This window comes from Oceanimonas baumannii (assembly GCF_002245495.1).
In the GTDB taxonomy this organism is placed as follows: Bacteria; Pseudomonadota; Gammaproteobacteria; order Enterobacterales; family Aeromonadaceae; genus Oceanimonas; species Oceanimonas baumannii.
Map to the genome: position 1 here is coordinate 1 of NZ_NQJF01000016.1, position 20,616 is coordinate 20,616.

Genomic DNA, 20,616 nt, shown 5'->3' on the forward strand with positions numbered 1-20,616 from the left:
TTCAATGCCCTGAACAGTGATACCAGCTTCAAGGCTGGTATCAAACGTAAACAAAAACGGGCAAGTCGAAATACCGCTTACCTGTCGCAAGTCCTGTCAGGGCTGGGGCTTTCGTAATCTTGCCCTGGGAAGGAGTTAAGTGCAGCTCTTACTATTTTTAAAGAGACCTTGTCCTTACTTGTTTCAATAGCGACCGTTGGTGGGATAGTTGTTGCTGTTAGTAATTATCTCAACGTTGCTCAAACTAATGCGCTTAATAACCACATATCTCACTTTAAAATATTTCAAGATTATGTGACGTTTGAGGTCGGTAAAAGAAATATGCTTAATATATCCTCGGTGGATATGTTTAGGTGGTATAACTTGATATTTCATAGTTCTAGAACTGGTTCCATGGATATTTCTGGTGAATATGTAATGGCGATGATAGGAATAAATGATGAAATATCTAGATCAAATGGTCAGGCACAAAATGCCAAGGAAGGATCATATAGATACAAAGAGCATCAAGAAAGAATTTCTAAAAAAATAAATTTCTTTGGTATAAAGTTGGGGTTTCACCCCAGGAATGACTTTGATGAGATCGAAAGGCAAATATTTGATTTAATCTCGACGGTAAATAAAGCATTCTGCTCCGGCTCTATTGTCCCTGATATTGAAAAGATACATTACCGTCGTTGAGATATTATTGGTGTGGAAGTATAAAATCTTTTCAATATTCAGTGAGTGAAAATTAAAAATTGACTTAAAAATCCTCTTTGTGCAGTAAGTTATCGTAATAAATAGTGTCTTGCACATTAAATAGTTAGTTCACACTTTTTTGGTTTTATAAGAAATGGATATTACACTTTCAGTTCAAGAAAATGTCCCAAAGCTTTTTTTTGGTCAGAAATGCCTTGAAGGGTTGGTTTCAGAGGATGGGTATGGATATTCCGGGTGTCGCTATGTTTTTGAGCCGATGGATGATGAGTTCGATTTTTCTGAGGTGCAATTTCTTCAGGGGAGTGCTATTCCTGATGATGTGTGTATTAACGCATCTTATTCCCATTCTTTGTACCCTCACATCTTTTGCATGGAGGTGGGAAGGAAAGAAAATAAAACATTCTGTAAGATTTCAACTGATTATATAAATTCAAATTGGGATGAAAGGGTAAATTTGAAACACTTCCTTAAGGGGTTTGAAAAGGAAGTGAGAAGGCATGATAAATATGATGTTGAAATGGTGCTCGACGAATCAGGTGAGGGAGGGTTTTTAATAATATCATTTTTCTTACCTCAAGATTTGGTGTTGAAGGATTCAATCGACGAAGCTTGTAAATTTCTGAGTTCATGTCACAACATTGTATTGTTAGGTTTTAATGATGAGGATGCGTTTATTTCTCAGTTTAGATTCCCCAAAGAATACAAATCATCATTTTTGCAGTACCTAACATACTTTGGACAATTCCTTGAAGATTTGGGGATTTCAGGTGATCTATCAATAAGTGATAAAGCGGATGTTACCTACTTGATGTTTTATCCTGAAAACAAAGAAATGGCATTGGGTAATATCACGACTGCATTAAGTGCATATTTATCTATTCCTGATAAAGATAACGTTAATTTAATTTCCTGTAGAGACGATCTTGAGTCACAAGTTCGATATCAACAGTTAAGCTCAGTAGTGAATCATTTGAAGTCTCAACTCGAACTTTCAAGGGCTGTTATATCTCTTAAAGAAAAAGAAATTTCACTATTAGAAGATAGAGAGTTAAAGTTAAAATCTAATAGGTTAAGAGGGGATATAAAGAATTATTGGGAGCCATTTGACGGAGTGAAAATAACATCTTACAAAGGTAAGTGTTTCGAGATTGATATCCCTAAAATAGTTAATAACATTTTTGGTAAGTTGGAAAAAAAATAGAGAAAGGTTCTGTCACAGTGTCATTTACTTAAATGATGAGGAGCTAATTCTATATATTTTACTTTTAAGATCTTCTTGGGGGGGAGCTACATGCACCATGTCTCACCAAGAGTGATTTTTGTGCAGGGGTAGAAATGTAGCTGTATCTTTTACTCGATTTTATACATGATCTACTATTCACTTTACTGTATATAATGCCAGTATTCTGCAATAACCCGCACATGATATGGCAGTAAAAAAGTTACCTTCAGGCAAGTGGCAGGCTCAGGTGTTCCCGGAAGGGCGGGACGGTCGGCGGATCCGCCGGCTGTTCACCACCAAGGGCGAGGCCATGGCCTTTGAACGGCACCTGCTCTCGGCAGACAAGCCCTGGCAGAACGAGGCCGACGAGCAGGAAGAACGGCGGCTGAGCGATCTGGTTAATCGCTGGTATGGCCTGCACGGCCAGAGCCTGACCGACGGCACCAGTCGGTTGTCGAAGCTCAATCATCTGGTGAATGCCCTGGGTGATCCGGTGGCCACCGCCTTCACGGCGAAAGACTTCGCCAGCTACCGGGAGCGCCGGCTGGCCGGCGATGAGAACACCCGGCCGGTTACACCCACCACGGTGAACCGGGAGCACGCTTACCTGCGGGCGGTGTTCAACGAGCTGAAGCGGCTGGGGGAGTGGGACGGCGCCAACCCGCTGGACGGCATTCGTACCTACAAGGTGAGCGAGTCGGAGCTGGCGTTCCTGTACCAGGAAGAGATTGTCCGGCTGCTGGATACCTGCAAGGAGAGCCAGAACCAAGACCTTTACCATGTGGTGCGCATTTGCCTGGCCACCGGCGCCCGCTGGTCGGAGGCGGAAACGCTCACCCAGTCGCAGCTCTCGCCTTACCGGGTGTCGTTCATCAAGACCAAGGGCAAGCGCAACCGCACCATTCCCATTTCCCCCGAGCTGTTCGCCTCGCTGCCCCGGCGGCGGGGCAGGTTGTTCAAGGATTGCTACGAGGCATTTCGCGATGCCGTGACCCGTGCCAAGCAGGAGCCGGTCGGTGGTGGGGGCCTGGTGGCAGATTCGCAACGGGCATAGATTCCACGGTCAGGTACTATCCAGTGAAAAATGGTAATGACTACCCTCTTTTTCTTTCGCACCGTACATGGCTCTGTCGGCCTGTTTAAGAAGCGTTTCAATATCACCTTTTTCATGGTTGAAAACAGATGCGCCGATACTGACATGGCAGTTGTGCGTGTCATCTTTAAGGCAGTAGGGGGCTTCCAGTTTACTGACCAGTTGCCGGCAAATTCGGTCGGCCTGGGCTGTGGCCGTTTCACGGTCTGAATCCAATGCTTCAATGATAACGGCGAACTCGTCACCCCCCCAGCGGGCCACCAGATCCTGAGAGCGCACAGAAGCGCGCAGGCGCTTAGCAAATGCGGCAAGCATGGCGTCACCAATATCGTGTCCCTTACCATCATTCAGTTGCTTAAAATCGTCCAGATCCAAGAATAATAATGCGGCATGCAATCCGGTTTGTTCACATGACGCCAGAGTCAGTCTCAGGCGCTTTTCAAACAAAATACGATTCGGTAAGCGTGTCAGTGCGTCAGTGTATGCGAGCCTTTCTATTTCAAGCTGCTTGTGTTTGCGATCTGTTATATCCCTGGACAGAGCGATAAACCGTGGCTCTTCACCTTCAACCTGCTCTTGTTTTGCTATGGATACTTCAAACCAATGTATACCATCAGAGGTTGGTAATTCGACTTGGGTTCCTTTGGCGTAACCTTTAACGCTTGCCTCTTTAAGCGCAAGCAGGAGTGCTTCTGCGGCTTCACGCGGCATCATCTCTGAAATTGTACGCCCAATTATTTCCTCTGGAGAAGCAACCAGCAACTCGGGACGCAGCGCCCGGAAGTCATAATGGCGGCCATCAGCGTCTATTTCAAACATCAGATCTGGAATGGCATTCAGCATTAATGTCAGCTTGTCCGGAGCTGGCGTGGCCTCAGAAGGTTCGCTGTGCTCTGAGAACATCAGACTCTTCAGCATACGGTTCCACAGTTGCTTGAGCATCAGATATGAAGCCTCAATTGAAAAGGTATGTGCATTATAACAGAGCATTTTCAGTGCGTTATTTGATCAGTGCCGGGCATGCTTTAAAAGTGTTTTTTGAGCTTCAGGTGCTGTTATTTCTCTTGTCAACTTTCACCGGCTGGCCATTGGGTTGATTCTGGCGCTCTGGCGAATTCTCGGCCACTTCACGTTCGTTATGCTCCGACCATCAGGAAAGAACCATAAAGCTCAGCTCGATTACCCTGCACCAGCTATGAAGAATGGCAGCAAGCTTTTGGCTCGCGGCTATTTTTTATGCCTTATAAGTGTTTGATTTTAGTAAGAGCTTTTGCTTGTTATGGGGCTGTTTCTCCCTGAATACAGTGATCCATTTCCCGATATAGTTGTTGCAGTCGTTGGTACACCAGCTGGGTTTTACTGCCGGAGGGAGGCAGGGCGCTAAATCCATGGCTGTTAAGGCCGAGCCGATCAAAGCGGGAAAGTTCAATCCGGCGAAAGCCGTAAGTAGTACCCGATACCTTTTCCAGCAGCGTCAGCTCAAAACGGATGCGATCCCTTACCGGCAGCATGCCGTATAACCGGGTGGTGTGACTGACCATGCCGGCGGCATTCAGCATATCGCGACCGGTAAAACGAATGACCGGCTCGCCGGCTGCGTCCGGCTGTATCAGTTTTTCCGCGCAGGCACTGGCTCGCTCCCTATGGTAGGCAGTGCCGGTATAGTAGGTGAGCGCCGCCAGCCGGGGTGGTTTGTCTTGAGTGATGCTTACCCCCGGGCTGTGCTCGTTAACGGGAGCCGGGGTCTCCCGCTCAAGCAGCTGCGGCATCTGGGCACAGCCGGTCAGCAGCAGCACGGGCAAGAGCCGGAATAATGAAAACATGAAGAAACCTCCGGTTGTTGGGCGGCATACACCCTTGTTCTTGTTGGTAAATGTGATCGCTCGCCGGCGCGACAGCACACTACAGTATGAAATTGTGCTTGAGTGGTTACAACCGGTTACGGCTCAGGCTATTATTGAAGCAGGAAGTGACCAAGAGTTAACTGTTATTTATGCGCCTTATGTCCGGTTTCGTCGCGCCAAGCCTGTTTTTAACTACTTTACTTATGTCTGGCAGTGCATTCAGCTATAACCATGGCTCAATTGAGAATGTCGTGGCGTCTTATGGCGCGCTGGCAGAGGTTCGAATGAAGCCGTATTTTATGCGTGCTGATGTCAGTTACCCGCCCAAAGACATTGTTTTGCTGGCCACCAAGGAAGAAAAAGCCCTTGAGCTGTGGGCCCGTAATGATCAGGGCGACTTTCGCTTTATTCGCAGTTACCCGGTACGCAAGGCCAGTGGCGGCCCCGGACCCAAATTGCGGGAAGGGGACAAGCAGGTTCCCGAAGGCATTTATCGAATTACCCACCTGAATCCTAACAGCCGTTTTCACCTGTCCATGCGGCTGAACTATCCCAACTCCTACGATCTGATGCGTGCCGCCAAGGAAGGTCGGACCGATCCCGGTGGTGATATTTATATTCACGGTAAGGCCGAATCAGTGGGGTGCCTGGCGGTAGGCGATATTGCCATTGAAGAGCTGTTTGTGCTGGTCAGCCAGATTGGGGTTGAAAATACCTCGGTGGTGATTGCTCCGCACGATCCCCGTCAGCAGCCGCTGGATGGCTTTGCGGCGAATTTGCCGCGCTGGGCGGTGGAGCTGTACGCGGATATTTCCCGGGAGTTTGCCAAATACTCCCGCGATGAAGATATTTAGTCAGCGCTCCGCCGTTTTTTACATTGCGGCACACTTCTGACAGGATTCTGTCCGCCTATGTTGCTGGCCTGCTTACCGACACCGGAAGCGGCCAGCCTTACTCTGTCCGGCAGCAGGGAGTGAGCGCTCAGCGCCCTTTAAGCCGGGCATACAGGGTAGTACGACTGATGTTCAGCCGCCGTGCGGCCTTGCTGACATTGCCGTTACAGTCGTCCAGCACTTCTTTTATACGTTGTTCAGTCGCGGTTTTCAGATCCGCATCCTGCTTTGCTGTTAACGGAGCAGCCGGCAGTTCCGGCAGGTGGTGAGTCTCAATCAGGCCGCCGTCGGCCAGAATGCCGGCCACTTCCAGCACTTGCCGGAGCTGGCGAATATTGCCTGGCCAGGGGCAGGCAAAGAGCTGCTCCATCAGGCCCGAAGCCAGCCGGGCCTGCTCGCCGTGCAGTTCCTGCAGCAGTTGTCCGGTCAGGCTTTCAAATGCCGGCCGTTCATACTCCCGCAGGGGCATCAGGGTTTGTTTATAGCCATTTAACCGAAAATACAGATCTTCTCTGAATGTGCCTTCTGCCACCATGGCGCTCAAATCGCGGTGACTGGCGGCAATCACACAGAAGTCCACCGGTACGGGCTGATGGCAGCCCAGCGGCACCACGGCTTTTTCCTGTAGTACGCGCAGCAGGCGGGTCTGGGAGGCCAGCGGCAGTTCACCGATTTCATCCAGAAACAAAATGCCGTTGTGAGCCGCACGAATATAGCCAGTTCGGCCTTCTTTGTGGCTGCCGGTAAAGGCACCGGATGCATGGCCAAACAGCTCGGCTTCAATCAGCTCGGCGGGCAGGGCACCACAGTTGACGGCAATTAACGGTCCCTGTGCACGCTGGCTTTGCCGGTGCAGCCGGCGTACCAGGTGATCTTTGCCGGTACCGGTCTCGCCTTGCAGCAGCAGCGGCACACCATGATTAAGCAACTTGAGTGGCGCGGTATCGGAGGCAGACTGCGCGACCGGACGAGCCGGCCGGGCCGGTGTGCACCGGCGGCTTAACAGCGCCATGCCATCCCCCCAGGGCGTCAGCTCCCCCTGACGCAACTGCTCCAGCAATGCGCTCGGGTCGAGCTTGGGCAGCCATTGGCGGGCACGACGGTTGGCTCCCAGCAAACGGCCGTCTTCCCGCAGGGCAATCAGGGCGGACCAGGGTTGTTGCAGGCCGGCGGCATCATTGGCCAGGTTCAGCAGCCAGCAGGCATCCCGTTGTTCACTGACCAGCGCATTTTCCATGGTCAGCGCCATCAGCCGTGCTGTCATCAACATGTCGTTGCTGTGTGCGCCGGCCTCGCTGGATATATCAATGACGCCCAGCAGCTCGCCTACAGGAGAAAATACCGGGCTGGCGCTGCAGCTGATCGCCCGGTTGGCATGAATGTAATGCTGCTCGCCCAGGATGGAAACTTCCTGTTGTTCGGACAGTGCCGTGCCAATGGCATTGGTCCCCATGCTTTGTTCATGCCAGCGGGCCCCGGTGGCCAGTGCCAGCCGGCGTGCCCGGTCACCAAAGCGGTTGTCGCCGGTGCTCAGCAAAATAGTGCCGTCGGCATCGGCAAACAGCAGCCGGCAATGCCGGCCTTGCTGCCATTGTTCAAACAACGGCATGGCTTTTTCCAGCAGGCTCAACAGATGATGATGCCGCTGCTGTTGCCGGCGCAGATCGGCCGGGCTCAGGCAGTCGGGGTCGGCCTGATGGTGAGGTTGTAGTCCAAAACTCTGACTACGTTGCCAGGAGCGGGTCAGCAGCTCGCCGGGCTGCACACCCGAGGTAAGAAATTGCATGGTCATGATCTTCGCCTGTCCGGAAATTGAACACTTTTGTTGAACACCCGTACACTTTCACTACAGCCAGCAAGCCCTGTGCGGGCGCTGTCTGTGCTCAGTGTAACCTGCAATGCCCTGTGGCATAAGGTTTATGCATGGTTTTGTTATGAAAATGTAAATCTGGCACCGGCCTTGCAATGTACACAGTGTCTGAACACAATCCGCAAGGAGAGCAATATGATCTATCAGCAACCCGGACAGCCCGGTGCCGTCGTTAACTTCAAGCCCCGTTACCAGAACTATATTGGCGGCGAATGGACTGCCCCGCTCAAGGGCCGTTATATGGAGAATACTTCACCGGTAAACGGTGCCGTATTCTGTGAAGTGCCGCGCTCCGACGAAGCCGACGTTGATCTGGCCGTTAACGCTGCAACTCAGGCGTTTGCCACCTGGGGAACCACGCCGCCGGCAGAGCGCTCGAACCTGATGTTACGTATTGCCGATCGCATTGAGCAGAACAAAGAGATGCTGGCGGTGGCAGAAACCTGGGATAACGGCAAGGCGGTACGGGAGACCCTGGCGGCCGATATCCCTCTGGTGGTGGATCACTTCCGCTATTTTGCCGGTGCCATTCGGGCACAGGAAGGCAGTGCTGCTGAGCTGGATGGCAGCACCGCTGTTTATCACTTCCGTGAGCCGGTGGGTGTGGTAGGGCAGATTATTCCCTGGAACTTCCCCTTGCTGATGGCTGCCTGGAAGCTGGCTCCCGTGCTGGCTGCAGGTTGCTGTACCGTGCTCAAGCCTGCCGAGCAGACCCCGGCATCCATTTTGGTGCTGATGGAGCTGATTGGTGACTTGCTGCCGCCCGGCGTGATCAACGTGGTGAACGGTCTGGGTCCGGAAGCAGGTGAGGCCATTCTGCGTCATCCCGGCATTACCAAGCTGGCCTTTACCGGCTCTACCCCGGTCGGTCAGCATGTACTCAAGGCCGCTGCCGAACGTCTGATCCCCTCAACCGTGGAGCTGGGTGGCAAGTCGCCCAATATCTTCTTTGAAGATGTGCTGCGCCATGAGCCCGAGTTTGTGGACAAATGCATTGAAGGCATGCTGCTTACCTTCTTTAACCAGGGTGAGGTGTGCACCTGTCCGTCCCGCGCGCTGGTACAGGAAAGCATTTACGACGAGTTTATGGAGCGGGTGCTGGCCCGTGCCAAGGAGATCAAGCAGGGTAACCCGCTCGACACCGAGACCCAGGTAGGAGCCCAGGCGTCCCGGGAGCAATTCGACCGAATTCTCGGTTATATGGAAATTGGCCGTTCCGAAGGGGCGCAAATGCTGTTGGGTGGCCAGGCCAACTCCATCAGCGGACTGGAAAACGGCTTCTATATCCAGCCGACCATTTTCCAGGGGCGCAATAATATGCGGGTATTCCAGGAAGAAATTTTTGGACCGGCGGTAGGGGTGACCACCTTTAAGGATGAAGCCGAGGCTCTGGCAATTGCCAACGACACCGAGTTTGGTCTGGGTGCCGGCGTCTGGACCCGGGATGTTAACCGTGCCTACCGGGTGGCCCGGGGCATTCAGGCCGGACGGGTATGGATGAACTGCTACCATGCTTACCCGGCACACGCTGCCTTTGGTGGTTATAAAAAATCGGGCATTGGCCGGGAAACTCACAAAATGATGCTGGATCACTATCAGCTTACCAAGTGTATGCTGGTCAGCTACAGCAGCAATCCGCTGGGTTTCTTCTGATCGACACACCGGCACCGTATGGGCGGTGCCGTCATGACGTTAAATACCAACAATCAATGAGGTTAATGCCTCAGCAGGAGCAAGATTATGAGCACAGCAACATTTTTTATGCCTTCGGTTAACGTGATTGGTGAAGGTGCCCTGGATCAGGCCGTTAATCAGATCAGCGATTCAGGCTTTCGTCATGCCCTGATCGTGACCGACAAACCACTGGTAGAACTGGGCTACGCCGGTCAGTTGCAGCAGGCGCTGGCAGTTAAGGACATTCAGGCCAGCATTTTTGATGGCGTCCAGGCCAACCCCACCACCGGTAACGTGGAAGCAGGTCTGGCGATTCTTACTCAGAACCAGTGTGACTTTGTCATTTCACTGGGTGGCGGCTCGCCGCATGACTGTGCCAAGGCCATTGCGCTGGTGGCGAGTAACGGTGGCGACATCCGGGACTATGAAGGCGTCGACAAGTCTGCCAAGCCTCAGTTGCCGCTGGTGTCCATCAATACCACCGCCGGTACCGCGTCTGAAATTACCCGTTTCTGCATTATCACCGACGAAAACACCCACATTAAAATGGCCATTGTCGACAAGCATGTTACCCCAGTGCTGTCGGTCAACGACCCCTTCCTGATGAAGAATATGCCGGCTTCGCTCACCGCCGCTACCGGTATGGATGCGCTGACCCACGCTGTGGAAGCCTATGTCTCCACGGCAGCAAACCCCATCACTGATGCCTGTGCCATCAAGGCCGTTACCCTGATAAGCCAGAACCTGGCCAATGCCGTGGCTAACGGTGCTGATATGGAGGCCCGTAATAATATGGCTTATGCTCAGCTGCTGGCTGGCATGGCCTTTAATAACGCCTCCCTGGGCTATGTACATGCCATGGCGCACCAGCTGGGTGGTTTCTATGATCTGCCTCATGGTGTATGTAACGCTGTGTTGCTGCCCCATGTGCAGCGCTTTAACAGCCGGGTGGCTGCCACGCGCCTGAGTGAGATTGCAGCGGCGCTGGGTGAAGATGTTCAGAGCCTGACTGCGGAGCAGGGTGCCGAGCGCTGTATTGAGGCCATTGAAGCTCTGGCCCGTAAGGTGGGTATTCCTGCCGGTCTGAACGAGCTCAAGGTAAAAGAAGAAGACTTTGCCGAGCTGGCCAGCAATGCGATGAAAGATGCCTGTGGCCTGACCAACCCGGTACAGCCAACGCATGAAGAAGTTGTGGGTATTTTTAAAGCGGCATTCTGACGCTGCTTGCCACTAGCCAAATGCCGGGCAATGCCCGGCATTTTTTTAGCGAGGTGTGTTAGCGGGCCGCCTTAGTGACGGAAGCAGCAATGGCTGTGGTCGTGCTGTTTGGCTTCATACTTGGCACTGCTGGCGAGCAGGGCCACATCATCGTGTGAATGGCAGCGTGATGGATCCGGACGCACCACGCCAATTGCAATGCCCAGCAACGGATAATGTTGCAGCTCTCCGTTACGGGACGGAGCCGTCATGCCCCGGCGCAGCCGGTCTTCAGGACGGTAAAACCCGGTAATCTCGTTATCAAAGCGACGGATGATCTCATCACAGAGTGCCTGCCAGTCGCATCCTTCGTCAAATACCGCGACAAAGTCATCGCCCCCGACGTGACCCAGAAACTGATCGGCATCGCCGATGATCTGCTGCATCATCCCGGCCACCCATTGCAGTACCTTGTCTCCCTGCGCATATCCGTAGACATCGTTATAGGGTTTGAAGTGGTTCAGATCGAAATAGGCGACATGGAAATGTTGCTTTCGTTGTAACGCCTCATCAATTTCCCGGTAGATAGGGACATTTCCTGGCAACTGGGTCAGGGGATTGGCATAGCGGGCGTGCAGTAACCGTTGTTCGGTAATGGTTCGTAACAGGCAGCGTACCGAGCCCAGGCCATGGTAATGGCCATTGTGGGTCACAATAAAGTGTTGACGGACGTTGACGCTGTCATCATCGGTGACAAGGTGGCTGACCTGCTCCAGAATGGTGTGGCTGTCTACGATGACGGGCTGCCTGTCCATGGCCCGGGTCACGGGCTTGTTGGCGTAAAGTGCCCGGCCAAACGGTGTGGAATACAGCTCCATTACCCGGGCACGATGCAGCATGCCGACCGGCATGCCCTGTGCGAGCACCGGGATGGAATGTAGCCGGCTATCGGCCCGCAGGTGTTCAAAGGCGTCGTCCAGGAGATCATGGACGTCCATGGCCATGGCAGAGCGGGTCAGGCTTTCTACCGTATCCTGATACCGGGGCAGCGTGCGGCAGTTGCTGACCGGAATATAAGCGGGGACCGAGGACTGCGGTTCTTCGGCGGGCCGTCCGAGCCAGTAGCCCTGACAGTAATAAATGCCCATGGCTTGCAGCTGATCCAGCTCGGCCCGGGTTTCAATGCCCTCGGCAATCACCGTTGAGCCCATGCTGCGGGCCAGCTCCACAATGCTTTGTACAAATGCCCGTTTAACTGGATCCTGCTCCAGCTGCTGAACAAAATGGCGGTCAATTTTTACAAAGTCCGGCTGAAGTTCAGACCAGAGTTTAAGTCCGGAGTAGCCGGCACCCAGATCGTCAATGGCGACCCTGAAGCCCAACTGCCGGTAATGCCTGAGCGCTTTTTTAAGGCCGGGCGTATCCTGTACCGCATCCTGTTCGGATAACTCAATCACAATTTGCTCCGGCGCGATATCCAGCATTTCCGCCAGTTGGCGGGTGCAGCCTCTCGGGTGCTGGTGATCGAGCAGCACATTGGGGTTGACGTTGATAAACAGACAGCCACCGGGGTTGAGCTCACGAAAACGTAGCAGGGCAGCCTTGCGGCAGGCCAGATCCAGTTCCGACAGCTGGTTGAGCTGACGCGCTTGCGCAAACAGGGCGGCAGGCATCTCCAGAGGGTGGCCTGCAGGGCCTCGGATCAGCGCTTCGTGTCCCAGAATACGGCGGGCCCGTATATCCATAATGGGCTGGAATAAGGGGCGTAGCCGGTTTTGGGCGATCAGATCTGTAATCTGATTGTCGGGGTGAGAGGCGAGGATCATTGAAGGAATGTTAAAATTAGCCAGATACAACCACTATATGGCACTGTTATGAAGAAAATATGACAGTGCATCCTTAACCCGATATTAACGTTGTTAACGGCTGTCGGCTGCGGAATAACCGGGGAGCCGAGCCTTCCCGGGTAAAGTATAAATGACCGTCTGCGCCCAGTGTAATGGCTTCAAACTGACCGGTTTCATTCAGACGAAAGCGTCGTCCCGCCTGTTCAGTTACCCGGTTGTTTTGTACCGGGTAAAGCCAGACAAATGCCTGGCGGTTAAACAGACTACGGCTGTAGCCCACCAGCAACAGGGTTTGCGTGCCGGCATCAAAATCGGCTCCGGTCACCAGCATTTGTGTATTCAGCCGTTGCCACTGGGTTAGGGGGGACGAATCGCCATCGGGGGGCAGACGATAAATGGCACTTTGTTGATCCAGCCAGCGTTTGGTCAGCAACCACAGTTCGCCATTTACCTGCGTCAGTGCCTCGGCGTCAAAGTTGTGCTGATGAGGAGGAGGAGTGAAGTTGTGTTGCTCCCGGTAGCGCACTGGTAACACATGCGGCTCTTCTGGCGGTGTGTTGTCCGGTTTCAGCTTCAGGGCCAGCACGCGTAGATCCCGGCGTTTGCCGCCATTATTGCCGGTGTCGGCAATATAAAGGGTATTGTCGTGGCGGGCGATATCTTCCCAGTCCCGGTTATGGGCCGCAACCGGTACCCGATGGAGGGTGTCGCCGCGCTCATCAAGGATAAATAATTCGGCATCATGGCCACTGTCGTTATGGCTTATAAACCCTGACTTCAGCGCTACCAGCCCCGAGCTTTCCTGCAGAGCAGAAGACAGGCTGCCGACAGGATCCAGCATTAAACGGGCGTCATCGGCCCCGACACAGGCGGTCAGCAGCAACAGCGGCCAGGCATATAAAATACGGAACATACGGAGCCTCCAGAAAGGCGATAACGTGATTTGATGAATATTTTCGTAAATTGGATGTTAACCATAAAGGTCTGCTGTTAATAGCCATTGTAAGTAACAAATATGTCTGCTTTTATTTTTTAAATTAGCTCATTATTTCATCTTAAAACTGATAAGCTTCGCGCGAATTTTAGAGCGTACTATCCGCAAAAAGGAGAATAGTGAGTGGCCAGAGGGGTTGCATTATCGGTGTTTTCATCGGTGTTATTTGCGCTGCTGTATTATTATGCCAGCCTGATGACGCCCATGAATGGCGAAGTGGTATTTGGCTGGCGCATGTTGCTGACCATGCCCTGCCTGGGCCTGTTTCTGCTGTACAGCGGTGACTGGCGGCTGGTAACCGCGTTGTTTACTCAGTTGAAAACCCGCCCGGTAATGTGGATTGGTCTGCCGCTTTCTTCTGCACTGATGGCGGTGCAACTGTGGATCTTTATGTGGGCCCCCATAAATGGCCGTGGTCTGGCAGTATCGTTGGGATATTTTATGATGCCGCTGGTATTGGTACTGGTAGGGCGTTTTTTGTATCAGGAACGTCCCACCCGGCTGCAATGGCTGGCCGTTGCCTGTGCGGCCCTGGGGGTAGGGAATGAACTGTGGCATGCCGGCGGGGTTTCCTGGGAAACGATGGTCGTGGCGATTGGCTACCCGCTTTACTTTGTCTGGCGTCGTTGGCTGGGTAACGACAACCTGGGCGGGCTCTGGTGCGATATGCTGCTGATGCTGCCGGTAGCGGCCTGGTTTGTGTTTGCCACCGACTCACCCATGGCTGCTTTTGATGAACGGCCATTGCTTTACCTGCTGGTGCTGGGGCTTGGCATGATCAGTGCACTGGCACTGGCCTGCTATATTCTTGCCAGCCGGCGGCTGCCGTTCAGCCTGTTCGGCTTGCTGGGTTATGTGGAGCCGGTGCTGCTGGTGGTGGTGTCGCTGGTATTGGGTGAAACCATCGTCGGTAAAGAGTGGGTTACCTTTATCGCCATCTGGACCGCGGTGGCATTGCTGATCCTGGAAGGGGTGCGCAAAATGCTGGCATTCCGCCGCTATCCCTTTCGGCAGAGTGCCCATCATCAGGCTCCGGGCAGTCACGGCAGCTGATCATTCAGGCCCACATTACACACACGGCGGCGATAACAATTAACACCAGGCCGCCGTGATCCCGCTGGCTCAGACGTTCCCGAAAATACCAGACCGAGATCATCAGGGTAAATAAGACTTCCACCTGGCCCAGGGTTTTAACCAGGGCCACGCTTTCCAGGCTCATGGCAGTAAACCAGCCAATGGAACCCAGACAACTGGTCAGGCTGATCAGCACTGTCAGCCCCGGGCGTTGCCATAGCGAGACCAGCGCCTGCGGATTACGCAGCCCCAACCAGCCAACCATCAGCAGGGTCTGCAGGCTGATCACCAGCAGTAGTACCCAAGCGGCACCAAACGGAAAGGCCATTCCCAGCTCCAGGCTGGCTTCCCGCACCCACAGCGAGGTCAGCGCAAAGGCCAGCCCGCTGCCCAGCCCGGTCATCAGCGTGCTGGCCGGCACCGCCTGGCCTGCGGCCCGGCGCAGACCGCTCAGCAGCCATACCGCGATCCCGCCGATGATAACACCCAGCCAGCCGAGGAAAGTGAGCGGTGCGCTGAAAAAGAAAACCCCCAGTGCCGCAGCCAGCACGGCTTCGCTCTTGGCCAGCCCGACACCCACGGCATAGTTACGCAGCTGAAACAGCCGGACCATCAGGGCCGTGGCCACAATCTGGCTGACGGCGGCGGCCACGATCAGCACGGCAAAGGTCGCGGTGAAGGCGGGCAGTGTCTGTGCCGGTTGCCAGTGATACAGCAGCCAGAGATAGAGGCCGGCCAGAGGCCAGGCCAGCACAAATCGAGCCAGGGTCACCGCCGCCGCACCGGCATGCTGGCTTAACTGTTTCTGAAAGGCATTGCGCCAGGCCTGCATAAAAGCGGCAAACAGGGTAAAGGGGATCCACAGCATGGCAGTGTCCTTGTACTGAGCAGGAGAAGAAGGCGGTGGCCATATTACCAGAGTCACCTTTGGGCGGTGACGGATATGGCCAAATCTGATAGAAAGAAGTCCCTTTGTATGTACACGGAACGTTTTATGACCTTTGATACCTGGCTGGTTTATCTGGCTGCCTGTGTCGGATTATCGCTGACTCCGGGCCCCAACAGCTTGCTGGCACTGACTCACGGTGCGCTTTACGGGCCGGGACGAACGCTGGCCACCATTGCCGGCGGGGCGGCCGGCTTTATTGGCGTGGTGGGGCTGTCGATGTTTGGCATTGCCTCGTTGCTGACACTGGCGTCTGAGCTGTTACTGGTGATGAAAATACTGGGCGGTATGTATCTGATCTGGCTGGGTATTCAGGTATGGCGTTCACCGGCTCCCGGCGGTGGTGTGGGTACCATTAGCGGGCATGCCAGCAGCTGGACCATGGCCCGGCAGGGCATGTTATCGGCGTTTGCCAATCCCAAAGCCATTTTGTTCTTTGCTGCATTTTTACCACAGTTTATTGATCCTGCCGCCGGCCTGTGGGGGCAATTTCTGGTGATGGCGTTCACCTTTGCGCTGGTGGAATGTCTGACCGAGTGCTTTATTGCCGGCTTTGCCGGCCGGGTGTCGGGCTGGCTTACCCGCTGTGGACGGGGCTTTAACCGTAGCTGTGGTGCTCTGTTCATGCTGATAGGCGGCTGGCTGCCACTCAGCCGTTAATCGGGGTAAAAAAAGCGCCTGCCGGCGCTTTTTTTAATCAAATGGTTATCTCTGCAAAACCCCCGTCACCCCCGCGGAGGCGGGGGTCCATGACATATTGCACTAGACTCCCGCGGTCGCGGGAGTGACAACAGAGAAGACGAAAGTGTGTCAGTCATCCGAGCGGCTGCCGGGTGTTCAGGCCACGACCGGTGTTTTGTCGCTATCATTGTCGGCGGCAAACACGGCGTCGTCGGTCTGTCCCAGCAGTTTGCTGCTGATGGTACCGGCGGTCATGGAGCCATTTACATTGAGGGCGGTGCGGGCCATGTCTATCAGCGGTTCAATGGAGATAAGCAAAGCGGCCAGCGCGACCGGCATGCCCATAATCGGCAGCACGATCAGGGCAGCAAAGGTGGCACCACCGCCGACTCCCGCCACACCGAATGAAGCCAGGGTGATGACCCCTGTCAGCGTCGCCAGCCACAGCGGATCCAGCACGTTAATGCCCATGGTGGGGGCAATCATGACGGCCAGCATGGCCGGATAAATACCGGCACAACCATTTTGGCCAATGGTGGCACCAAAGGAGGCCGAGAAGTTGGCAATGCTCTCGGGCACGCCCAGCTTCTGGGTCTGTGCCTGTACATTCAGAGGAATGGTGGCGGCACTGGAGCGGCTGGTAAAGGCAAATGCCAGTACCGGCCATACCTTGGTGAAAAAGCGCTTGGCATTCACTCCGGCCAGGGTCAGCAGTACACCATGGATAACAAACATGATGGCAATGGCCAGGTAAGAAGCCACCAGGAAACCGGCCAGGCTCAGTACATCCTGCAGATTGGAGCCGGCAATGACCTTGGTCATCAGCGCCATCACGCCAAAGGGGGTCAGCTTCATCACCAGCCGCACCAGGCGCATAATCAGGGCCTGCAGGGCTTCAATACCACCGAGCACGCGTTTGCCCAGTTCCGGCTCATCTTTAAGCAGGGTCAGTACCGCCAGCCCCAGGAACACGGCGAAGATCACCACGCCAATAATAGAAGTGGGGCTGGCTCCGGTCATATCGGCAAAGGGGTTGCGGGGAATAAAGGACACCAGCAGCTGAGGCACAGACAGATTGGTCACGCTGGCTACAGTCGCTTCCAGGTGTTCGGCACGGGCCAGTTCACGGGCACCTTGCACCAGATCGGCAGCACTCAGGCCAAAGGCATAGGTAACAAAGGCACCCACCAGCGCCGAAATGGCGGTGGTGAACAGCAATATACCCAGCGTCATGACGCTGATTTTGCCCAGGGAGGTGGCATTGTGCAGCCGGGCTACCGCGCCCAGAATGGACACCAGCACCAGCGGGATCACAATCATCTGCAGCAGGCGTACATAACCGCCGCCGACAACATTCACCCATTCCAGTGTGCGGGCGATGGTGTCGGCGCTGTAGAACAACTGCATGGCAAAGCCGGCAGCCACACCGAATACCAGGCCGGTAAGCACCTGACGGGAAAGAGACTGACCCCGGCGGGCGAGTTTGCCCAGCACCAGCATCAGCAGTACAAAGATCGCCAGGTTGACGAGCACGGTCAGCATGGGGACTCCACGTTTCAGAAAATAGAGGGAAAGAGAAAATGGTAACAGCACCATTCACTGTGCTGTTAATCCGTTTGGTTATGGCTTATGAAAAATAGCGGTCAAGACCGGTTTTTGCAGAATCTTTGACCGCTTGTCAAGCTGGACCTGGCATCAGGCTCTGCCGGTTGGGGTTATCGCAAGCGTTCCAGCAGGCTGGCACTGGCGTAGCCATCGGCGGTCAGCCCCTTGGCCTGCTGCCAGGCCCGGATGGCGGTCATGGTATTGGGACCAATTACCCCGTCCGCGCCCTTGGTATTAAACCCTTGTTGGGTGAGGCGCTGTTGCAGTTCCCGTTTTTCAGTACGGCTGAGGGCGCGCTCGTGGCGGGGCCAGGGCCGACTGAATTCGGCACCACCGGCAATTCGGTCGGCAAGGTGTCCTACCCCCATGGCATAGGAGGTTGCATTGTTATAACGCTTGATCACATAAAAGTTGTTAAACACGACAAATGCCGGGCCATTGGCTCCTGCCGGAACCAGCACGGCAGCCTTGCCAATATCGGGCAGGGCCTGGCCGTTGACCTGGGTAATGCCACGCTGCTGCCAGTAGGCTACTGGCTGACGGTTTTTTTGATCTGCCTGGGTGTAATCAAACGTGTCCGGCAGTGTCACTTCCAGCCCCCAGGGCATGCCTGCCTGCCAGCCAAAGCGGGACAGGTAATTGGCCGCCGAGGCCAGCGCATCGGCAGGATCCTCGCTCCAGATATTGCGTTTGCCATCACCGTTAAAATCCTGAGCATATTCCAGGTAACTGGTAGGCATAAACTGGGTATGCCCCATGGCACCGGCCCAGGAGCCACGCATGTCGTTTACGCTGACATCACCGTCCTGCAGAATCTGCAGCGCCGCCATCAGCTGGGTTTCGGCAAAAGCACGGCGGCGACCTTCAAAGGCGAGGGTTGCCAGGCCTTCAATGGTGGGTGTCTTGCCGCGGTAGCTGCCATAGTTGGTTTCCATTCCCCAGATGGATAACACTACCTCTGCTTCCACACCATAGCGTTGCTCAATTTGCGCCAGGGTGTCCGCCAGTGCTTTATGCTTGCTCTGGCCGGTGCTGACCCGGGTGGCGGACACGGCGGTGTCCAGGTATTCCCAGATTTGGCGGGTAAATTCTGCCTGACCCCGATCCAGTTTTATTACCTGCTGATTCAGGTCGATATTGTTAAACGCGGTATCAAACACCTCGGCACGAATGCCGTTGGCCAGGGCCCGGCGGCGGAAGTCGTCGCGCCAGGCAATAAAGTTGTGTTGTTCGGCCTGAGAGGGTTTTGCCGGTGCGGCGGCGGGAGCAGCCTGCTGCGAGGGGCTGGCATGACTGGCACAGCCGCCAACCAGAGCGGCGGTGAGCAGGCTGGCTGCGAGTGAGGTTTTGAGCATGATATTTTCCCGTGTGACTGATAGGCAACAGCTTATCGAATCGATAAATAATTGAAAGCAGATAGAATAACGTAAATCCGGCCGGAGGCGCAGATCCTCCGATGTGGCTTTGTTATGATAACGGCGACAGCAGGGGCAGCCTTGCAAACGCAAATTAGGGTGATGGGTTTGTATTCGGAGTTGTCATGTACTTAAGCAGAGACTACCAGGAAACCGATTTCAGCAGCCTGGAGCTGATCTATCACGATGCAGTGATGGGGCAGGGGCGTCGAGGCTACAGCGACGAACAAGTACAGGTATGGGCTGCGTTTCCTTACCTTTACCGGGATAATTTCAGCCGTCTGATCCGCAGTGGTTATACCCGGGTGATGACGTTGCATCATATTCCGGTGGCCTTTGCCACCTTGAATCCCGATCACTATCTGGCCCTGGTGTATGTGCTGGAACAGCACTCGGGAAGGGGCCTGGCCGGCCGTTTGTGTGAAGAAATAGAACAGGAAGCCCGCCGGCGAGGTGTGGCCTGTCTTGGCACTGATGCCAGTGTATTGTCGCGGCCCATGTTTGAGCAGCGGGGCTTTGTGCTGACCGAACAGCAGGAAGTGTGTAAGGCCGGGCAGACCTTTACCCGTTTTATTATGGAAAAAAAGCTGGTCTGACGCGTCTTTCCTCTGCTGGCGTATCGCCCGGCTTTACCGCACAATAACGCCGCCGCCAGGCGACATGTTATTCAGCAACCGGGAGAACATCCGTGGCCATGCCAAAAGACACCTACTATCTCACCGCTCATTGTCCGGGGAATCTGGGCACCGTTGATGTAGTAACCCGTTATCTGCGAGAGCAGGGTTGTTATGTGGTAGAGATGCAGACCTTTGATGATGTGCTGAGTCGCCACTTTTTCATTCGTGCCGAATTCCGTCCGCCGGCCGGCCAGCCTTTTGATGAGGCAGCCTTTGGTAACGGCTTTGCCCCCCGGGCCGACGGTTTCAATATGCAGTGGCAACTGACCGCCAGTCATTACCGGCCTAATGTGGTGGTGATGGTCTCGCGCCTGGATCACTGCCTTAACGATCTGCTGTACCGCTACCGTACCGGTCAGCTGGCGATGGAAATTCCGGCCATTATCTCCAATCACCCTGATTTGCAGCGGCTGGCCGATTGGCATCATATTCCTTATTATCATCTGCCGGTCGATGATGATAACCGTGAGCAGCAGGAAGCCCAGGTGCTTGGCATCATTAAAGAGTGTGATGCTGATCTGGTCGTCCTGGCCCGCTACATGCAAATGCTGAGTCCTGCCCTGAGTGCGGAGCTTAACGGTCGGGCCATCAATATTCATCACTCCTTGCTACCCGGCTTCAAGGGGGCCAACTCGTATCACCAGGCCTATGACAAGGGGGTGAAACTGGTGGGAGCAACCGCGCATTACATTAACAATGATCTGGATGAAGGCCCCATCATCACTCAGGGGGTGGAGGTGGTGGATCACAGCCACTATCCAGAGCAGTTGATCGCCAAGGGCAAAGACATTGAGTGCATTACCCTGTCTCGTGCGGTGCAATACCATATTGAACAACGGGTGTTTCTGCACAACGGAAAAACCGTGGTGTTTACCAGCTGAG

The 20,616-nt window shown here is 54.3% G+C and carries 18 protein-coding genes and 1 pseudogene; 11 read left to right on the top strand and 8 right to left on the bottom strand.

What is annotated here, in order from left to right:
* Positions 1-141: 141 nt before the first annotated feature.
* From B6S09_RS16100 to B6S09_RS16110, 3 genes and pseudogenes are all read left to right on the top strand, one after another.
* A pseudogene (locus B6S09_RS16100) lies at positions 142-681 on the top strand (retron Ec48 family effector membrane protein); the annotation flags it as partial.
* Between the two features lie 154 nt (positions 682-835).
* A complete protein-coding gene (locus tag B6S09_RS16105; RefSeq protein ID WP_134114013.1) occupies positions 836-1,903 on the top strand; it encodes a hypothetical protein in 1,068 nt (355 codons plus the stop codon).
* Between the two features lie 226 nt (positions 1,904-2,129).
* Positions 2,130-2,978 carry a phage integrase gene (locus B6S09_RS16110; RefSeq protein ID WP_243832897.1) on the top strand — a complete coding sequence of 283 codons (849 nt, stop codon included), beginning with the start codon at positions 2,130-2,132 and terminating at the stop codon, positions 2,976-2,978.
* A 9-nt stretch (positions 2,979-2,987) separates the two neighbouring features.
* On the opposite strand, the gene B6S09_RS16115 is transcribed toward B6S09_RS16110, so the two are convergent.
* Together B6S09_RS16115 and B6S09_RS16120 are read right to left on the bottom strand one after the other, a co-directional pair.
* A complete protein-coding gene (locus B6S09_RS16115) occupies positions 2,988-3,959 on the bottom strand; it encodes a sensor domain-containing diguanylate cyclase (RefSeq protein WP_166670361.1) in 972 nt (323 codons plus the stop codon).
* 335 nt (positions 3,960-4,294) lie between these two features.
* Positions 4,295-4,840, bottom strand: a complete 546-nt coding sequence (locus B6S09_RS16120; RefSeq protein WP_094279522.1) for a hypothetical protein — start codon at positions 4,838-4,840, stop codon at positions 4,295-4,297.
* On the opposite strand from B6S09_RS16120, the gene B6S09_RS16125 reads away from it, so the two are divergent.
* A complete protein-coding gene (locus B6S09_RS16125; RefSeq protein ID WP_094279523.1) occupies positions 4,839-5,090 on the top strand; it encodes a hypothetical protein in 252 nt (83 codons plus the stop codon). The two genes, B6S09_RS16120 and B6S09_RS16125, sit on opposite strands and share 2 nt — an antisense overlap.
* Before the next feature lie 55 nt (positions 5,091-5,145).
* Complete coding sequence (locus B6S09_RS16130) at positions 5,146-5,715, top strand: L,D-transpeptidase family protein (protein WP_243832895.1); 570 nt, start codon at positions 5,146-5,148, stop codon at positions 5,713-5,715.
* A 127-nt stretch (positions 5,716-5,842) separates the two neighbouring features.
* Here the strand turns inward: B6S09_RS16130 and B6S09_RS16135 are convergent, their stop codons facing one another.
* On the bottom strand, positions 5,843-7,546 hold the full coding sequence (locus tag B6S09_RS16135; RefSeq protein ID WP_094279525.1) for a sigma-54-dependent Fis family transcriptional regulator: 1,704 nt from the start codon (positions 7,544-7,546) through the stop codon (positions 5,843-5,845).
* Positions 7,547-7,759: 213 nt separating this feature from the next.
* Between B6S09_RS16135 and exaC the strand changes: the two genes are divergently transcribed.
* Both exaC and yiaY read left to right on the top strand, forming a co-directional pair.
* Positions 7,760-9,277 carry an acetaldehyde dehydrogenase ExaC gene (gene exaC / locus B6S09_RS16140; RefSeq protein ID WP_094279585.1) on the top strand — a complete coding sequence of 506 codons (1,518 nt, stop codon included), beginning with the start codon at positions 7,760-7,762 and terminating at the stop codon, positions 9,275-9,277.
* Positions 9,278-9,364: 87 nt separating this feature from the next.
* Positions 9,365-10,516: an L-threonine dehydrogenase gene (gene yiaY, locus B6S09_RS16145; protein ID WP_094279526.1), complete on the top strand. Its 1,152-nt coding sequence runs from the start codon at positions 9,365-9,367 to the stop codon at positions 10,514-10,516.
* 71 nt (positions 10,517-10,587) lie between these two features.
* Here the strand turns inward: yiaY and B6S09_RS16150 are convergent, their stop codons facing one another.
* On the bottom strand, positions 10,588-12,321 hold the full coding sequence (locus tag B6S09_RS16150) for a GGDEF domain-containing protein (protein WP_094279527.1): 1,734 nt from the start codon (positions 12,319-12,321) through the stop codon (positions 10,588-10,590).
* Between the two features lie 73 nt (positions 12,322-12,394).
* Positions 12,395-13,255, bottom strand: a complete 861-nt coding sequence (locus tag B6S09_RS16155; protein WP_094279528.1) for a hypothetical protein — start codon at positions 13,253-13,255, stop codon at positions 12,395-12,397.
* Positions 13,256-13,459: 204 nt separating this feature from the next.
* Here B6S09_RS16155 and rarD point away from each other — a divergent pair, with 204 nt between their 5' ends.
* On the top strand, positions 13,460-14,389 hold the full coding sequence (gene rarD / locus B6S09_RS16160) for an EamA family transporter RarD (RefSeq protein WP_094279529.1): 930 nt from the start codon (positions 13,460-13,462) through the stop codon (positions 14,387-14,389).
* 4 nt (positions 14,390-14,393) lie between these two features.
* Here rarD and B6S09_RS16165 read toward each other — a convergent pair whose 3' ends face one another.
* Positions 14,394-15,278 (bottom strand): DMT family transporter, encoded by an 885-nt coding sequence (locus B6S09_RS16165; RefSeq protein WP_094279530.1) that lies wholly within the window; start codon positions 15,276-15,278, stop codon positions 14,394-14,396.
* Between the two features lie 126 nt (positions 15,279-15,404).
* Between B6S09_RS16165 and B6S09_RS16170 the strand changes: the two genes are divergently transcribed.
* Positions 15,405-16,016 (top strand): LysE family translocator, encoded by a 612-nt coding sequence (locus B6S09_RS16170; protein WP_094279531.1) that lies wholly within the window; start codon positions 15,405-15,407, stop codon positions 16,014-16,016.
* 177 nt (positions 16,017-16,193) lie between these two features.
* Here the strand turns inward: B6S09_RS16170 and B6S09_RS16175 are convergent, their stop codons facing one another.
* Together B6S09_RS16175 and B6S09_RS16180 are read right to left on the bottom strand one after the other, a co-directional pair.
* A complete protein-coding gene (locus tag B6S09_RS16175) occupies positions 16,194-17,579 on the bottom strand; it encodes an L-cystine transporter (protein WP_094279532.1) in 1,386 nt (461 codons plus the stop codon).
* A gap of 173 nt (positions 17,580-17,752) precedes the next feature.
* Entirely contained in the window at positions 17,753-18,997 is a 1,245-nt protein-coding gene (locus B6S09_RS16180; protein WP_094279533.1) for a lytic murein transglycosylase, read from the bottom strand.
* A gap of 185 nt (positions 18,998-19,182) precedes the next feature.
* Between B6S09_RS16180 and B6S09_RS16185 the strand changes: the two genes are divergently transcribed.
* Both B6S09_RS16185 and purU read left to right on the top strand, forming a co-directional pair.
* Positions 19,183-19,653, top strand: coding sequence for a GNAT family N-acetyltransferase (locus tag B6S09_RS16185; RefSeq protein WP_094279534.1), 471 nt, complete (start codon positions 19,183-19,185; stop codon positions 19,651-19,653).
* Between the two features lie 98 nt (positions 19,654-19,751).
* Complete coding sequence (gene purU, locus B6S09_RS16190) at positions 19,752-20,615, top strand: formyltetrahydrofolate deformylase (RefSeq protein WP_243832900.1); 864 nt, start codon at positions 19,752-19,754, stop codon at positions 20,613-20,615.
* Position 20,616 lies beyond the last annotated feature (1 nt).

Excerpts from the sequence above, each read along its gene's own strand:
- B6S09_RS16105 (WP_134114013.1), top strand. The coding sequence starts at position 836 with ATGGATATTACACTTTCAGTTCAAGAAAATGTCCCAAAGCTTTTTTTT.
- B6S09_RS16110 (WP_243832897.1), top strand. The coding sequence starts at position 2,130 with ATGGCAGTAAAAAAGTTACCTTCAGGCAAGTGGCAGGCTCAGGTGTTC.
- B6S09_RS16115 (WP_166670361.1), bottom strand. The coding sequence starts at position 3,959 with ATGCTCAAGCAACTGTGGAACCGTATGCTGAAGAGTCTGATGTTCTCA.
- B6S09_RS16125 (WP_094279523.1), top strand. The coding sequence starts at position 4,839 with ATGAAGAAACCTCCGGTTGTTGGGCGGCATACACCCTTGTTCTTGTTG.
- B6S09_RS16120 (WP_094279522.1), bottom strand. The coding sequence starts at position 4,840 with ATGTTTTCATTATTCCGGCTCTTGCCCGTGCTGCTGCTGACCGGCTGT.
- B6S09_RS16130 (WP_243832895.1), top strand. The coding sequence starts at position 5,146 with ATGAAGCCGTATTTTATGCGTGCTGATGTCAGTTACCCGCCCAAAGAC.
- B6S09_RS16135 (WP_094279525.1), bottom strand. The coding sequence starts at position 7,546 with ATGACCATGCAATTTCTTACCTCGGGTGTGCAGCCCGGCGAGCTGCTG.
- exaC (WP_094279585.1), top strand. The coding sequence starts at position 7,760 with ATGATCTATCAGCAACCCGGACAGCCCGGTGCCGTCGTTAACTTCAAG.
- yiaY (WP_094279526.1), top strand. The coding sequence starts at position 9,365 with ATGAGCACAGCAACATTTTTTATGCCTTCGGTTAACGTGATTGGTGAA.
- B6S09_RS16150 (WP_094279527.1), bottom strand. The coding sequence starts at position 12,321 with ATGATCCTCGCCTCTCACCCCGACAATCAGATTACAGATCTGATCGCC.
- B6S09_RS16155 (WP_094279528.1), bottom strand. The coding sequence starts at position 13,255 with ATGTTCCGTATTTTATATGCCTGGCCGCTGTTGCTGCTGACCGCCTGT.
- B6S09_RS16165 (WP_094279530.1), bottom strand. The coding sequence starts at position 15,278 with ATGCTGTGGATCCCCTTTACCCTGTTTGCCGCTTTTATGCAGGCCTGG.
- B6S09_RS16170 (WP_094279531.1), top strand. The coding sequence starts at position 15,405 with ATGACCTTTGATACCTGGCTGGTTTATCTGGCTGCCTGTGTCGGATTA.
- B6S09_RS16175 (WP_094279532.1), bottom strand. The coding sequence starts at position 17,579 with ATGCTGACCGTGCTCGTCAACCTGGCGATCTTTGTACTGCTGATGCTG.
- B6S09_RS16180 (WP_094279533.1), bottom strand. The coding sequence starts at position 18,997 with ATGCTCAAAACCTCACTCGCAGCCAGCCTGCTCACCGCCGCTCTGGTT.
- B6S09_RS16185 (WP_094279534.1), top strand. The coding sequence starts at position 19,183 with ATGTACTTAAGCAGAGACTACCAGGAAACCGATTTCAGCAGCCTGGAG.
- purU (WP_243832900.1), top strand. The coding sequence starts at position 19,752 with ATGCCAAAAGACACCTACTATCTCACCGCTCATTGTCCGGGGAATCTG.